Here is a 15888-nt window from a genome sequence, read left to right as displayed (position 1 = left end):
GGAGCCGGATGAATCGAAAGTTTCACGTCCGGTTCTGAAGGAGAGGTAGGGGTAGAAATGCCCCTATCGACTCTAACTAAGTGCGGGCTCTCCTGCCCGCCCCACAAGAGTAAAGATTGATTTTACTCTGCCATTTAAATGCGGATTAGCTTAACTCACATTTGTAGGGTGTGCACTGCACACCTTACTCATAAGTGCGATCGTAATAACTCATACCATTGTAGATTTAAGAGTTCGGCGTGAGCGCTCAGTCGCACAATTTTAGATTAAATTATTGGGAATAACTGATTGTGTATGGGTTGGGTTCACAAGCCTACAGTTGCTTTTTTGAAACTGATATAGCAATCCTTGCAGGAGTCCTAAACTTTTTACCCCACCCCAACCCTCCCCTTATCAAGGGGAGGGAGTAAGAAATTCACAAATGATGCCAGGATTGCTATAGCGGTTCTCAAAAAAGTGAGGTATGCCCTATGCCCTATGCCCTATGCCCTATGCCCTATGCCCTATGCCCTATGCCGGATAGTACCTCATCTTTCTGAGAAAGGCTATATATAACTGTCTCCGGGTGGTTAGGGCGCGCCTTATGCCTATGTTTTTCAATCCGACACTTGCTGGAGCAGTTAATCCAAATAACCAAGTTATTGCTAATAAAATTTAAGGGTAAGGTCATGATTGCATTTGACCTATAGCAATCCTTGCAAAAGTCGTAAATTTTTTATCCCACCCCAACCCTCGCCGAACCTGCTAGGGAGTAAGAAATTCACAAATGATGCGAGGATTGCTATATGCTGATTCCTTATCGCCGGAATTAGTTTTTATTAGGGGTCAATTTAGCACAGGGTTGGACACAAGAGTTTCAAGTCAGATGCCATCAACTTCTACAACATTGTTATTAAAAAATTCGGCTTCTGTCATAAGGATTTCCCTCGTTATTGCCTGATGATTAAGCAATGTAGCCGACGCAGTTCAAAGCGGGTTCCGATCGCCCTCGGAAACCAGCAAGTGTCTCAGATCACAAAGCCGATCGATCCCCCTCACTGCCCAAAAACCTAAAATTATGTCACATTAAGTAAGGGATTATAAAATAATTCTTGCCATATCCCTAGAAAGTTATGACAACGAAACTAAGAGCTACACCCACAGAGAAAATGGAGAGAGACTTGCACCAGTTGAGGGCAGACCAAGAACTGATTCTCAACCAAGTAGACAATGCGATCGCTCTGTTCGACTCGTCTGACTGCTTAGTTTTGTTTAACAAAAAATTGGCCGGAATTTGGGATCTCTCCCCAGAATGGCTGGAAACAAAGCCGAAGTGCCACTTGCTGTTTGCGGAAATTGTCGATCGGGGTTACTTGTCTGTTCAACAGTGGCAAGAGTTTCAGCAAGCACTCGAAACATCTGAGCATGAAAGTTTATCATTTTATTTCGAGCAGTCCAATGCGGTTTGTTTGGAGGTGTGCGCCACGATTACCAACAGCGGCGGACGGCTGTTAACCTTTCGAGACGTTACGGTATACCAAAACTCCCAAGCTAGCTTGAACGCAGAAGTCCGGCGGCTGAGCTTTCTTTTAGGTTTAACCGAACGCCTGCAAAAGTCTGACAGTTTGCAAGAAATAGGTCAGTTTGCCCTCACCTATCTAGTAGAGGCAATGAATGCTGCTTTCGGAGATGTCAAGGTGATTAGCGGCAAGGGAAACGATCGGCAAGCGTCGGGGATTTCCAACCACGTTTCTAGTCAATTTCTGGCTACTTACGGGGAACCGGTAGTCGCAGGAATGCAAGAATTGCTCGACCAAGGCATTCCCTACGGCATCGGTTTGCTGTGGGAAGTGGTGAAAACTGGTAAACCTTTGTTCGTAGAGGATTATGCCCAACATCCCAATGCCGTGCCGGAATTTCGGCATCCGGGAATCGGACAACTGGGCATTTTTCCGATCGCAGCTACCAACGGCACGATCATCGGAGTCCTGACGCTGGAGTCCCGCAACATCAAAAAACTGCAAGCCGCCGTCCACCAAGAAGTGCTGGAGGCTGCTTGCCGGACTCTGGGGGCCGCGATCGAGCGGGCTCAGACACAAGAAAACCTGCGCCAAGTTAACGAAGAATTAGAGTATTCTTCTCAGTTGAAATCCGAGTTTTTAGCCTCCATGTCCCACGAATTGCGGACGCCTCTCAACAGCATTCTCGGCTTTTCTGACTTGCTGCTGCGACAAACAGCCGGACAGTTGAGCGATCGACAAATCAGCTATGTAGAACTGATCGAAAAAAGCGGCCAGCACCTGTTGCAGCTAATCAACGATATTCTCGATCTTTCTAAAATAGAAGCCGGGAAAGTAGAACTAAACTTACAGCCTGTTCGCGTTCAAGAACTCGCAACAGACTGTCTGAAAATGATGCAGCCACGGGCAGACAAAAAGCGAATCGGTTTGTCTTTAGAACTCGACTACCGTATTACTAAAGTTTGGCTCGACGAACGGCGAGTGCGGCAAATTGTGATTAATTTACTTTCCAATGCCATCAAATTTACCCCCGAACAGGGACAAGTTAAACTCAGCGGGCGTCTGGTCTACGGCAGTGAAATAGACGGCGACTATCGGCCGGATTGTTCTCCTGTAAATGCCAGCACTCCTTATTTTTGTTTTGAGGTGCAAGACTCCGGCATCGGCATTCCTCAAGACCGCTGGCACTTGCTATTTCGACCTTTTCAACAGGTGGATTCTTCCCTGACTCGGCGGCACGAAGGTACAGGTTTGGGTTTGGCTTTGACTAAGCGTCTGGCAGAATTGCACGGGGGAACTGTTTCTTTTCAATCTGTTTGCGATCGGGGAAGTCTTTTCCGCGTTTGGCTGCCTTTGACGGAGATACGTCAACAGTTGGGAAGCTTTGCTTCTTGTGCTTTGGATAGCAAGTTAGTGCCAGGTTGTGCGATTGCTTTACCCATTGGCAGGAAGCGGATTTTGGTTGTCGAAGACCAGCCTTTTAACCAAATGTTAATTTCTGAGGTGATGGAATTAGAGGGGTACGGGGTAGAGATACTCGCGGATGGGAAGGTGATGGCCGATCGTATTCTCGCCGCCTCTGCTGCGCCGCACTTGCTGCCGGATTTGATTTTGATGGACATTCAGTTGCCGGATGTTGACGGCTTTGAGTTGATGCGCCGAGTTAAAGCAGATCCTGTCTGGGACTCGGTACCGATGATTGCGGTGACGGCGATGGCGATGCCCGGTGACAGCGATCGATGTTTGGAAGCTGGCGCTTCTGCTTATTTGAGCAAGCCACTGGATTTGAATTTGATGATCGCTACTGTCCGTTCTTTTCTGGGCTAACGATAATTATTTGCAGTTCCAGCACTGCCATTTATGATAATTGATAACAACAAAGGTTAAACTCAAGAGTAGATAAATATGTATATGACTTGCCCGCACTTGCTTCCGAAAGCTGGTTCCTACGAAAAATATCGAGTTTAGTAACGAGAAATATACGAATCAACCAGTTTTCGAGCTTCCCCACGCGCAACTCCCGAGCTAAATTCAATATACTATATCATATTCGATGTCAAACAAGTCGCCCTGCATCATGTTGGTTGATGACGAGCCAGCTAATCTGACTTTACTGGAAGAGTTATTGCACCTGAAAGGATACGCTACAGTATCAGCCCTATCTGGCCATGAAGCGCTCTCGCTTGCCAGCGCGTCTCGACCCGATTTAATTTTACTAGATATTATGATGCCGGAGATGAACGGTTTTGATGTGTGCGATCGCCTGCGGAAGGATACGGCATTGCAAACTGTACCGGTGATTTTTTTAACTGCCCTCGATGACGATATGTCTCGCATCAAAGGGTTAGAAATGATGGCCGATGATTATTTGACAAAGCCTTTTAACAGTCGTTTGTTGCTGGCGAAAGTGGAAAATATTTTGCAGTTGAGTCAACTGCGAGCGCAAGCTGTATCTTCCCAACTCAACCAGCAAGTCAAAGAGCAAAGCAAACGCCAAATCGCCGCAGCTTGGGAAGCCAACGAATATCTTTCAGAAAAATTTCAGCTATTTGTGCCAGAGCAACTTCTCGGACGAATTGCGCCGCAAGGAATAGAATCTATTCAGTTGGGCAATGTCACAGAAGAAGAGCTGACTGTTTTATTTTGCGACATTCGCGGGTTTACTGCGATCGCGGAATCTCAACAAGCTCGCGAGACTTTTGAATGGTTGAACGCTTTTTTTACTCAAATGAACGATTGCATAACGTCTCACGGCGGGTTTATTGACAAATACCTAGGCGATGCAATCATGGCAGTATTTGACAAGCCGAATTCTCACGCTATGGATGCGATCGAAGCCGCAGTAGCAATGCAAGAAACTTTGCAAGAATTTAATGCCAGTCGCCACCAATACAATTTAGAATTTCCCGTCAATATTGGTACGGGAATTAATACAGGTATCGGCATGATCGGCACTTTAGGTTCCGATCGCCGCATGGACTCGACAGTCATCGGCGATGTGGTAAATACAGCTTCTAGGTTAGAAAATTTAACTAAAATATACGGTTGCCAAATTATTGTTAGCGAAAATGCGATCGTTCATGCAAGAGAATTTCTACATGGCATAAGTTCCCACTCAAAATCAAAAGAAAGTCTATTATTAAAGTGCGACTTGGAAGTGGAAACACAGGAGACTATTACTTCTACTTCTGAGGCGTCTGCTACAGACAGCGATTTGCCAAGGAACAATTATTACTATCGCTGGATAGATCGAGTAACCCCGCGCGGCAAGCAGCAAGCTATTGAAATCTACGAAATCTGGGCAGCCTCCTGTCCCGACTCTGAGGCAAAGCAGCTTACCCAGGGTTTATTTGACAAAGGAATTCAAGGATGGCAATCCGAAAGGTTTGTCGCCGCCTTGAGATATTTTCAGCAACTAATAGAACAAAACCCTGCGGATACAGTTGTCCGTTTTTATATAAATCGCTGCCAGGAAAAACTAGGTTTTCTACCGGGAAATAGCACTTCATAAAGATTTAACTTTTAGGGCGAGCTACAAGCCCACCCTACAATAGTTTAGACTTATTGCAAAAGTCTTCAACTATCCTGCGTTGCGTCTGTGGTTTCCCTATCAATGAAAGATTTATCCAATAAGTCTACTTTAATTGGAGTTAGCATCAAACAGTCGTCAAAACTTGCTCTCTCAACTTCCCGATCAACTCATTCACACCTCCGGTATTCAAACGGTAACTCAAAGGATGACCGATTAAATAAGCCGAACTTTCAAACAAAACATCAATTTCCACCAAACCATTTTCCCGCAAAGTTTTGCCAGTCGAAACCAAATCCACAATTGCCTCCGACATACCCGTAATCGGCCCCAACTCCACAGAACCGTAAAGCGGCACAATTTCCACCGGCAAATTTAAATTGTGAAAATATTCTCTTGCACAGTGTACGAACTTAGAAGCAACTCTACCGTGAGGAGGTAAATCTACAGTTCGTCGATAAGAACTAGATTCCTTGACAGCCACGGACAGCCGACATTTGCCAAATTTTAAATCAATTAAATTGGCAACTTTCGGCTTTTTTTCTCGCAAAACATCATAGCCAGCAATCCCCAAATCTGCTTGACCGTATTCCACATAAACTGGTACGTCATGCGTCCTTACTAGCAAAGCTTTGGCAGTGCCTGTCGGGTCATAAATTTGAAGTTGTCGGTTAGAGGAATCGAGAAAAGCACTGAAGTCTAATCCAACCGATTTAAACAGGCGAATGCTATCTCCTAACAATCCGCCTTTGGGAAGTGCAACAGTAATCATGTCAATTTTTAGAGTGTAAATTGCTCAATTGTGGAAGGGGCGCTCGCGGTCTAAGCAGAAACAGCTTTTACCAAACTCAGAATAACACATAGAGTTCATAGCGAAAAATAAATTTTGGCTATTGCTCGATCCTTTGTTTGGGTATATATTATATTTAGTAAGTTTTTATGTCGTCACGTTTTTCAATGGCGGTCAGTATGGAAAACAATCAAGAGTTTGAGAGTCAACAATTTGACAGAAAATTTCACAATGTAGACCCGGCTTCCCTCAAAAAAATTACAGTAGATGAAATCCTCTCAGGCGGTGGTGTAGAGGCCGAGGAAATGCACTATACAGTGACCGTACCTACCGCTAACGATGCCAAAATCCACAGAGACAGATCATTCGATGCCAAATCAAGTGTGTTCGATACAGCCCCCCGATCGCAGTTTGCAGAAAAACGCGGAACGCTGGGAGGCTGTTAATCTAAAATGCTTGCAGAGGCTGGTGCAGAAAACGGGCCGATCGCGCGTTAGCGAAGCCCTCGAAGAGGATCGTCATTCAGTCTCACCCCTTTGTGTATTCAACTCTAAAACTTACAATTTAACAGGCGATTGCAAATAGCTGAAAGCTAAACTATGACCGAATTGACACTTGTTATTGGTAATAAAAATTATTCCTCTTGGTCGCTGCGTGCTTGGCTGGCGATGAAACAAGCTGGACTGGAATTTGCCGAGGTGAGAATCCCCTTAGACTGGCCTACAACGCATGAAGAAATTCGGCGCTATTCTCCCTCGGGAAAAGTGCCAGTTTTAATCGACGGCGATCTGAAAGTGTGGGAATCATTAGCAATTTGCGAATACGTTGCCGATCGCTTTGCAAATGATTTGTGGCCGGCGGATGTAGCGGAACGGGCGATCGCCCGTTCGATTGCCGCCGAAATGCACGCGGGGTTCCAAAATTTGCGCGACAATATGCCGATGGACTGCCGCAACCGCTATCCGGGAGAAGGGATGACTGCCGGTGTAGAAGCAGAGATCGATCGCATCTTTGCCATTTGGCGCGAATGCCGCCAAAAATTCGGAACAGGTGGCAATATGCTATTCGGAAAATTCACAGTTGTTGACGCTATGTTTGCCCCCGTTGTTATGCGTTTTGTCACCTACGGAGTCAAATTAGATTCATCAGCAAAAGCTTATGCGGAGGCTATTTTAGCCTTGCCTGCCATCCAGGAATGGGTAGCAGCAGCTTGCAGCGAAACGGAAAGTATTCCCCACATTAAAATCTAGGAAAAATCAGTTTACTTAACCTAAAATCTCAAATCTCAAGTTTAAAATCAGGATGCGGATTCTTTTAGTTGATGATGAAGTTGAGTTAACTGACCCTTTGAGTCGAGTCTTAACCCGCGAAGGTTATACAGTTGATGTGGCATTTGACGGAGCAAGTGGCAGCAATTTAGCAATGCAGGGCAATTACGATTTACTAATTTTGGATTGGATGCTGCCGAGACAAACCGGACTGGCAATTTGCCAGAAGTTGCGATCGCAAGGAAGGAGTACGCCAGTGCTATTTCTCACGGCCAAAGATACCGTAGACGATCGCGTACAAGGACTCGACGCCGGTGCAGACGACTATTTGGTCAAACCTTTTGAACTGCGAGAACTGCTAGCGAGAGTCCGCGCATTACTGCGGCGGCCTCCTACTATTGATGCCGAGGTTGCTGTCGGGCGACTGCAAGTTGCAGATTTACAGCTAGACTACGACAATCAATTAGCTTATCGGCGCGATCGCACAATTGACTTATCTGAAAAAGAATGTCAGTTATTAGAATACTTAATGCGCCATACCGGTCAATTGCTAACACACGAACAAATCCACCAGTATTTGTGGAGTGAAGCAGAAAAACCCAGCAGCAATGTATTAGCCGCTCAAATCCGCCTGCTGCGCCGCAAAATAGAAGCCCCGGGCGAATCCGTGCTAATTCACACTGTCTACGGCAGAGGCTATCGCTTTGGAGAAGCCAGCTAATAATAATAGAAATTGTACCCCATTCCTTTTTTTTACCCACTCGCGAAGCCGAAGCTCCTTCTTCCTTCTGCCTTCTGCTATAGCGGTTCTCAATAAAATGAGGTACACACCGCTCGCAACTGATGCCCACGGAGGCCTATGCCCTATGCCCTATGCCCTATGCCCTATGCCCGCCAGAGCACCTCATGTTACTGAGAAAGGCTATATATTATTTGTTATCGGGAAAGTATGCACCCTAAACCAGCCTTTACGTATGTTGACAAACCAAAGTAATTACTGTCACCTCCGGGGGACAAAATAGCCTTCCCGGCGAATAAGTTCCCAAACCCCGATTCACGTACAGCAAATTACTCCCAACCTGATGCAAACCGCTAGCCCATTCCCAGTGAGTAACTACTCGATCGTAAGCCGACAGAAAAGGAATGAACTTTCGGATTCGTTTAGGAATCAAATAGCCAATTTTTCTGACCCAAGCGTACAAAGGCCCGATACCGGGAATAACGATTTGACCGCCGTGAGTGTGCCCAGACAACTGCAAATCAATCCGCCAATTTTGCAGCTTTTCAGCAGTATCAGGATTGTGAGACAAGACAATCCGAGGAATCGCGGGATTTATTGATGCCATTACAGGTTTAGGCGCAAAATCGCCCGACCAAAAATCTGCCAACCCAACTAAAGCCAATTCTGGGCCCAAAGGATAGATTGCTTCGTTGTACAAAACCCGAATCCCGACGCTATTTAAAGCATTAGTAACCTCTGTTTTTGCCCTCGGCCAATAGTGGTCGTGATTGCCCAAAACCGCGTAAATTCCCAGCCGACTTTGCAAGTTTTTCAATCGCTGCACTAAGGTGTAAATAGGTGCGGGGTCGTAGGTAATAAAGTCACCAGTTAAAAAAATCAGGTCGGGTTCAGCTTCATTTGCTGCCGAAATCGCCTCTTCTAACAACCATTCCGACAGCCGCACCCCGTCATAGTGAAAGTCAGTAAGCTGTACAATTTTAATACCGGATAGATTTGCTGGAAGATTAGCGATTGGTATTGTTAAATACTCTATTCGCAGTTTCCCAGTTAATAACCTGTGCATAAATCTAAAGTTTATTGATGACAGAGCGCCACCTTTAGCTTAGCAAATAAACAAGCAATACGGCAAAACTAGATATTCTTCCCTTTTCCTTCTGTCATCTGACTAATGACTACTAATTGCTAACTAATGACTACAGTCCTCGACGCAAAAACCGGGATTAATAAAGAAAATTGAAACAGAAATTCTCAATCTTCATTTAGGCTTTATTTCAAAAGTCTTGGGGTTTTACGCGCCCAACTACTACAGCATTTTTATAAAATTATGACTTGCGTAACAAGCTGTTTAAAACGCGCTCGCTCTTCTTCAGAGTGGCATTCCCCGCCCCGCATCTATATTTCTTTTGGCAATTTTCAAAGCTGAGACTTGTGCCGCATCGCTATAGAATGGGGCTACCACCGGGGGATTGCCCCTACCAAACACTATCTCATGACTAATGATTTATTACTAAGTAGGTGGAAATAAACATGGCGTAGGGGAGGCCGAGTTTTGCATTAATAATAAACTGGTCGCTAGTATAGATAATTGCCTTACCGCCCCTACGATATTTTATTTTTTGTGGGGTCTGCCTAATTTTTAACTAATAACTTTTGACGAATGCCGCTTCTTCTCAATATATTGCTGGTGGTAATCCTCTGCCATATAAAATTCACCAGCAGGTTGGATTTCGGTGGCAATATCTTTGTCGTATTTACCGGAAGTTTGCAATTTTTGTTTGGAGAGGCGAGCGGCTTTTTCTTGTTCGGAATTATGATAAAAAATCACAGACCTGTACTGTTCGCCTCTGTCGGGGCCTTGGCGATTGATTTGGGTGGGATCGTGACAGTTCCAGAATACATCTAGCAGTGCTTCGTAACTCACCTGCGATCGATCGTACTCTACCAGCACTGATTCAGCGTGACCGGTGACTCTGGCGCAAACGTCGAGGTAGCAGGGATTCGGCCAGTGACCTCCTGTATAGCCCGCAGCAGTTGAGACGACTCCCGCAACGGCGCGAAACTTGTGTTCAACTCCCCAAAAACAACCGGCGGCAAATGTGGCTTTTTCCATCGTGTTACTCATCGTATTGGGATAAAACTTGGCACTAAATTATGCTTGACATATTCCCATTAGTGTGCATTCCCAAACTAATCGCGGCTGTACGTAGTTTAGCAAATATTGTCGTGCTTTCTCCAAGGGCTCTAAGGGCGATCGACTAATTCCTCCTGCCAAAAATTGCTGCCAGTAACAGTGCTGTAAATAATCGATTAACCACAACTGAGATTCAGTATCTAAAGTTTTATCAATTTCCTTGGCCAATTCCAAAGCAGACCGCAGGTTTTGAGGCAACTGCTTCACCTTTTGCAGCAAATCATCGGGTATTGATTGCAGTTGCTGCCAAATAGAAATTGCCTCCCCAGGACTTCCCTGAGCCATCCCCATTACCTCGGGATGATCTAAAATCTCCGCGAATCCCGCTTGCTGCAAAACTTGTGCCATTGCTTCGGGATTCAGCCGAGAAAACTGAATTTTTTGACAGCGGGAAATCAAAGTCGGCAGCAAAGCTTCCACAGTCGGAGCAATTAAAACGAGCGCTGCTTTTCCCGGTTCTTCCAATGTTTTCAACAAGCCGTTAGCGGCTCCCTCACCCATTGTTTCTGCTTGTTCCAAAACTACGACTGAACGCGCTGCTTCTAGCGGCGGTCGGCTGAGAAATTCACCGATTTCTCGAACTTGTTCTAAGCGAATTTGTGGCGGTGCTTTCCGCTTTAAACCGGCTTCCTCTGCTTCCTTTGGCGACAGCCGTTTGCCTTGGCTCATGTAAGTTGGTTCTACCCAAAGTAAGTCTGGATGATTCCGCTGCCGCACGCGATTTTGCACGGAGGCTATTAATCTAGTTTCGGGAAGATTGGCTGAGAATAAAAGTTCGATGAAACACTGAGCGGCTAAACTTTTGCCGATGCCGTTAGAGCCGACAAATAAATAACCAGGAGCAATTCGGTTGCGCTCGACTGCTTGTGTTAGCAATTCTACTGCTTGCTCTTGTCCGATTAATGATGTGAAATAATTCATGTTTGCGGAAGAAGGAAGTTCGGCAACGAGCAATGTACGGGATGTAACGGATGAAGGATCAAAGAGGAAAATCTAGGGTTTTAGCAATTAAGTACATCCTAACCGTCGGCGCGGCTACTATAATACCAAAAGGTTATTGTGGTTTAAGGGACGGCTAAATAATTGTTTTGAGTTAAGAATGTTAAATTGTAAGTTCTTGGAGCCGGACAGGGCATTGCCGTGTCTCTACACATTATCTAGCGCTATTTTTCAGAAGAGGTATTATTTAAATATCCCCAAGCTTCTAACCTGCTAGTTACAATAGTTTCAATTTCCTGAGCGACTTCATATTCAGGCCGATCGGCATTTATCCGGACAATTCGAGATTTATTTTCCTCGGCTAACTCCGCAAAACCTTGCTGTACAAGGCGGTGAAACTTCAAATCTGCTTGCTCGATCCGATCGCACCCTCCCCGGGCTCTTACCCTCGCCAAACCCGCCTCCACATTAATATCCAGCCACAAAGTCAGATCGCTTTCCAAGCCGCCGGTGGCAATTTCATTCAACTGCTTAATTAAATTTAGCTTAAGACCGCGGCCGTAGCCCTGATAAGCAATCGTAGAGTCAGTAAAGCGATCGCATAAAACAATCGTTCCCTTCGATAACTCGGGTTTGAGAAAAGTTTCGACGTGTTGAGCGCGATCGGCAGCGTACATGAGTAATTCTGCTCGATCGGATACAGATTCGCCCCCATCTTGTTTCAGCAACAAATGTCGCAGTCCCCTTCCCAGCTCAGTACCCCCCGGTTCGCGAGTAGCCACCAAGCGGACTGTCAGAAAGCAACTTGCTTGCAGGAACTGTATCAAGCGCTGCATTTGCGTAGTTTTACCGGCACCTTCAACTCCCTCAAACACGATCAGTTTGCCTTTCATTGCCCTAACTTTCCACCTGAATAAAATAAATCCATATTGTTCTGTGCATCTGTTCTAGGTTCGGTATGATAATAAAGTCTAAATGCCTCACGGCTGGAGTTGTCTATGGCTCGCTATACTGGTTTTTTTATCGTTGCCGTTCCGATCGACCGTCTCCGTCAGTCCCTGATTGAAATTTTAGAGTCATGCAATCTTGATATTATCTACAATACAGGAGATTCGGTCATGGCTCGCGAGCTCCCAGGTCAAGTTTCGATTGCCAAACTTGTCACCGCAGAAGTCCTAATTGAGAAAAACACGGCCAGCGACTCAGAGGTTCGCATGAACTTCGTGATTAAAAACGAAGAACTGCCCCTGCAAACCAACAACCACTGCCGTCAAATGTTCGAGCTAGTGAGTCGTTCAATTATGAACAACAACAACTGGCGACTTTTGGAAAGTATGGCACTGTAGCCATCAGTCAGTCGATTTTACATTTTAGATTTTAGATTGACTCCACAGATGAATCTGGGGCCTCGAACTAATCTCGAAACTTCTTTGCTCTCCACTTTTAGTGTCAGGGGCTTATATCCGTCTTGAGATGAGGTCATTAGTCATTAGTTTGTAGCTAATGACCGATGAGATCAAATCCGGTAGCATCGAAATTAATATTACCCACAGCTTGTGACACGGCAGTGCCGTTTCCCTACAATTAATCCAGGTAGGGAAACGGCACTGCCGTGTCCTTTATATGGTCACGAGTGCAACCGGAAACGATATGACCTCCGACTTTGATCTACAAGCCCTCAATTTAAGCTCGAAAGCTCCGGCGCAAAAACAAAGAATTTGTAACCACGCTAACAGAACTAAACGCCATAAATGCTCCGGCCGCCGCAGGACTGAGTAGAATTCCGGTTGCAGGCAGCAAGATACCCGCTGCCACGGGAATTCCCAGAGTATTGTAACCAAAAGCCCAAAATAAATTTTGGCGAATCTTGTTGAAAGTAGCGCGCCCCAGCTCGATCGACTCAACAACATCCATCAAAGCATTTCGCATCAGCACAATTTGAGCTGTCTCAACTGCGACATCAGTGCCGCAGTGCAAACCGATACCGACATCAGCTTGAGCCAAAGCCGGGGCGTCATTGATACCATCTCCCACCACAGCCACTTTACAGCCTTGGGCTTGCAAACTCGCGATCGCCCGAGCCTTCCCATCCGGCCGCACTTCGGCCAAAACATCAGCCGGCGTCAAATCTAGCTGCTGCGCCGTCACCGCCGCCGCAGACGCCGTATCCCCCGTCAGCATCATCACCCGCAATCCCATGCCCCGCAAACGTTCCACCGCAGCCTTAGCATCCGGCCTCAGAGTATCTTTTAGCCCGATTACCCCCAGCAAAACGCCCCCAGAAGCCACGTAAACCGCCGTTTTGCCTTGCAAAGACCCCGACAATTCCGTCGCCACAGCGACCCCCTGCTCCTTCATCCACTCAGCATTCCCCGCGAACACCCGTCGGCCCTCCACCAAAGCAGAAACCCCGAAGCCCGGTTCCGTGCAGAAATCCTCAGCAGCTAGCAGCGGCAAACCTTGCTGTTGAGCTTCCAGCAAAATCGCTGCCGCGATGGGATGACAAGCGCCCCTTTCCACCGCTGCCGCAATTTGCAGCAGTTTTGAGTCAACCGCACTGCCAGAAACTCCCTCAATTGTGGAACCAACATCTTGTTTGTTGCCAACATTAATATCTGAATTCAAATCCCACTCGGAATTCTGGAAAACCGGCAAATAATCTGTGAGTGTGAGATTTCCGGTTGTCAGAGTGCCAGTCTTGTCAAAAACTACCGTATCTAATTGATGCACCCGTTCTAAAACATCACCACCGCGAATTAAAAGTCCGCGCTCCGCCCCGATGCCAGAACCGACTAAAATAGCAGTTGGGGTAGCCAGTCCCAAAGCGCAAGGACAAGCAATGACTAAAACTGCGATCGCCAATTTCAAACTTAACAGCAAAGGCGATTGATAATGGATAATTGGCAATTCATTTCCCATATTCATTGCCCCATGTCCCATATCCATTGCCCCTTGTCCTAAAAGCACAGAAGGCCAAATATGAGTGCCGGCAAAATACCAAAATAGGAAAGTTAAAACCGATATCGCCATTACCCCATAGACAAAATATCCCGCGACAGTATCAGCTAAATTTTGAATCGGCGCTTTGCGAGTTTGGGCTGCCTGCACCAAAGCCACCATTTGAGCTACAGTGGTTTCCTTACCGGTGCGAGTTGCCCGCATCACAACTGCCCCGGATTTATTGATAGTTCCGGCCGCAACTGTATCTCCTGGTTGCTTCAAAACCGGCATTGATTCGCCAGTCAGCATTGACTCATCTATCGTTGTTTTGCCTTCGCAAATTTCGCCGTCTACCGGTATTTTTTCCCCGGGCAAAACTTGCAGCCATTCTCCGACTCGGACGCGATCGGCGGGAATCTCAATGTATTGTGGATCGTAGACCTCTGATGTCGAGTTTAAAGGCAATTCTTCCGATCGCAAATCTAAACTCGAAAGTTTAAAATCAACTAAGCGGGCTTTCGCCGGTTGCAATGCGATTAAAGCTTGCAAAGCTGATGCAGCGCGGCGTCTGGCTTGCTGTTCGAGAGTTTTGCCCAACAAAATAAAGCCCAGCAGCATCACCGGTTCGTCAAAAAAGCACTCCCATCCCATCCGTGGAAACAGCAGCGCCGCGTTGCTAGCGGTGTAAGCTGTGACAGCGCCTAAAGCTACCAAAGTATTCATGTTGGGTGCATTTCGCCACAAACTGCGGCACCCGTCAACGATAATCGGGCGACCCGGTAGCAGCAAAGCTAGGGTGGCGAGTCCCCAGTGAAACCAAATATTGCTGAGAATTGGGGCTTTTGTGCCGAGTACGTGACCTAAACCGGATAGGATAATTAGGATCAGGGCGATCGTCAATTGGTTTATTTGCTGTCGAATTTCTTGCTGTCGCCGTTCAATTGTTGCCGCTTCTGCTTCCCGCTGATTTTCACCTAAACGAGACTGAGAGGGAAATCCATTATCAGTCAACTTTTTCGCTAAAGCCTCTGCATCGACAGTCCCCGGTTGACACTCAACCGTCGCCACTTCTACGGCTAAGTTAACGCAAGCTGAAATTACGCCTGAATACTGCATGAGTTGGCGTTCCACAGCTTTCGCGCAGCCGGCACATTTCATCCCGCCGACATCGAAAGTAACAAGTTCTGGCCGTGATTCTTTAACTGATATGATTTCTGGTTGAATTTCGGGGATTGTTTTGGGTAGAAATTGCATGGTTTTTTTTGGTATTGATTAGAATATTTCGCCACTTCTGAAATGGTTGAATGCACTGTTTAGACAAATGTCTATATTTTGATCATAGATAAATATTGTGGCATCTTCCAAAAGTGTTAGTTTTTTTTAATTCTTATTAGTTGCAGGCGGTTAAATCCGCAGCCCGGGAGGGGTTTCAACTACTGTCGGACTGCGAGTTTAATGCTAAGACACACTTGGGAGACGGCATTGCCGTTTCCCTATTTGATATAATGAGGCAATTGCCTAGTTAGTATCCAGCTTTTTTGTGACGAATTTAGCTATGACAGAAACACCAAAATTTTATATTGTCAAACGCCCTGTCGGTAATTGCGAGATTTTGCCGTTGGCGGAGCCCTCGCAGAGGATCGCGCAACTTGAAGAACAAAACCCCAGTATTATTGAAAAGTGGGGCCCTTACGATTCTGCCGAAGATGCCATTGCCCGCCGCATCGGATTAATTCGCGCCGGCAAATGCCAGCCGCAATGACGAATTACTATTACTTTCCTCCGCATCGCGAAAGCTAACGTGATATCAAATCTGTTAGCAGCGGAATTATTCATATGTCTCTTCTCGACCTCTGCGTGAATCCGGGTCAATCCATTGTTATCTGCGGTTAATACATTCTCTTTTTTTTACCCGGAACTTACCCCTCACGCTTGATCGCGAGAGTTTTCAAACCCCCTGGCAGCGGTCGAACTGGGTGAGAACCCTCAC

Annotated in this window: 13 protein-coding genes; 7 read left to right on the top strand and 6 right to left on the bottom strand. The window is 46.3% G+C overall.

Translation table 11 applies throughout. From position 1 onward, the window contains the following. The first annotated feature begins 1112 nt into the window (after nucleotides 1-1112). Nucleotides 1113-3326: an ATP-binding protein gene (locus tag QUA71_RS27390; protein WP_333289956.1), complete on the top strand. Its 2214-nt coding sequence runs from the start codon at nucleotides 1113-1115 to the stop codon at nucleotides 3324-3326. Nucleotides 3327-3552: 226 nt separating this feature from the next. Continuing rightward, on the top strand, nucleotides 3553-5010 hold the full coding sequence (locus tag QUA71_RS27385; RefSeq protein WP_333289954.1) for a response regulator: 1458 nt from the start codon (nucleotides 3553-3555) through the stop codon (nucleotides 5008-5010). 145 nt (nucleotides 5011-5155) lie between these two features. Here QUA71_RS27385 and hisG read toward each other — a convergent pair whose 3' ends face one another. Then, nucleotides 5156-5800 carry an ATP phosphoribosyltransferase gene (gene hisG / locus QUA71_RS27380; protein ID WP_006633153.1) on the bottom strand — a complete coding sequence of 215 codons (645 nt, stop codon included), beginning with the start codon at nucleotides 5798-5800 and terminating at the stop codon, nucleotides 5156-5158. Nucleotides 5801-5997: 197 nt separating this feature from the next. On the opposite strand from hisG, the gene QUA71_RS27375 reads away from it, so the two are divergent. The 3 genes from QUA71_RS27375 to rppA all read left to right on the top strand — a co-directional run bounded on the left by QUA71_RS27375 (nucleotide 5998) and on the right by rppA (nucleotide 7807). Further along, nucleotides 5998-6264, top strand: coding sequence for a hypothetical protein (locus tag QUA71_RS27375; protein WP_333289952.1), 267 nt, complete (start codon nucleotides 5998-6000; stop codon nucleotides 6262-6264). Between the two features lie 153 nt (nucleotides 6265-6417). Next, nucleotides 6418-7068, top strand: a complete 651-nt coding sequence (locus QUA71_RS27370) for a glutathione S-transferase family protein (protein WP_333289949.1) — start codon at nucleotides 6418-6420, stop codon at nucleotides 7066-7068. Between the two features lie 52 nt (nucleotides 7069-7120). Next, on the top strand, nucleotides 7121-7807 hold the full coding sequence (rppA, locus tag QUA71_RS27365; protein WP_333289947.1) for a two-component system response regulator RppA: 687 nt from the start codon (nucleotides 7121-7123) through the stop codon (nucleotides 7805-7807). 247 nt (nucleotides 7808-8054) lie between these two features. On the opposite strand, the gene QUA71_RS27360 is transcribed toward rppA, so the two are convergent. The 4 genes from QUA71_RS27360 to tmk all read right to left on the bottom strand — a co-directional run bounded on the left by QUA71_RS27360 (nucleotide 8055) and on the right by tmk (nucleotide 11851). After that, nucleotides 8055-8891 (bottom strand): metallophosphoesterase, encoded by an 837-nt coding sequence (locus QUA71_RS27360; RefSeq protein ID WP_333289945.1) that lies wholly within the window; start codon nucleotides 8889-8891, stop codon nucleotides 8055-8057. Between the two features lie 573 nt (nucleotides 8892-9464). Further along, nucleotides 9465-9938 carry a peptide-methionine (S)-S-oxide reductase MsrA gene (gene msrA, locus QUA71_RS27355; protein WP_333289943.1) on the bottom strand — a complete coding sequence of 158 codons (474 nt, stop codon included), beginning with the start codon at nucleotides 9936-9938 and terminating at the stop codon, nucleotides 9465-9467. A gap of 39 nt (nucleotides 9939-9977) precedes the next feature. Continuing rightward, nucleotides 9978-10940, bottom strand: a complete 963-nt coding sequence (locus QUA71_RS27350; protein ID WP_333289941.1) for a DNA polymerase III subunit delta' — start codon at nucleotides 10938-10940, stop codon at nucleotides 9978-9980. A gap of 242 nt (nucleotides 10941-11182) precedes the next feature. Further along, nucleotides 11183-11851, bottom strand: coding sequence for a dTMP kinase (tmk, locus tag QUA71_RS27345; RefSeq protein WP_333289939.1), 669 nt, complete (start codon nucleotides 11849-11851; stop codon nucleotides 11183-11185). A 105-nt stretch (nucleotides 11852-11956) separates the two neighbouring features. Between tmk and QUA71_RS27340 the strand changes: the two genes are divergently transcribed. Next, complete coding sequence (locus tag QUA71_RS27340; RefSeq protein WP_190659999.1) at nucleotides 11957-12304, top strand: hypothetical protein; 348 nt, start codon at nucleotides 11957-11959, stop codon at nucleotides 12302-12304. A 337-nt stretch (nucleotides 12305-12641) separates the two neighbouring features. On the opposite strand, the gene QUA71_RS27335 is transcribed toward QUA71_RS27340, so the two are convergent. Further along, nucleotides 12642-15152: a heavy metal translocating P-type ATPase gene (locus QUA71_RS27335; protein ID WP_333289937.1), complete on the bottom strand. Its 2511-nt coding sequence runs from the start codon at nucleotides 15150-15152 to the stop codon at nucleotides 12642-12644. 301 nt (nucleotides 15153-15453) lie between these two features. Here QUA71_RS27335 and QUA71_RS27330 point away from each other — a divergent pair, with 301 nt between their 5' ends. Next, nucleotides 15454-15660, top strand: a complete 207-nt coding sequence (locus QUA71_RS27330) for a DDE transposase family protein (RefSeq protein WP_333217848.1) — start codon at nucleotides 15454-15456, stop codon at nucleotides 15658-15660. Nucleotides 15661-15888 lie beyond the last annotated feature (228 nt).

It is taken from the genome of Microcoleus sp. MON1_C5, from assembly GCF_036701875.1.
Classification (GTDB): Bacteria; Cyanobacteriota; Cyanobacteriia; order Cyanobacteriales; family Microcoleaceae; genus Microcoleus.
Note: the sequence above shows the minus strand (reverse complement) of the source record. Positions and strands in the feature narration are given on the sequence as shown.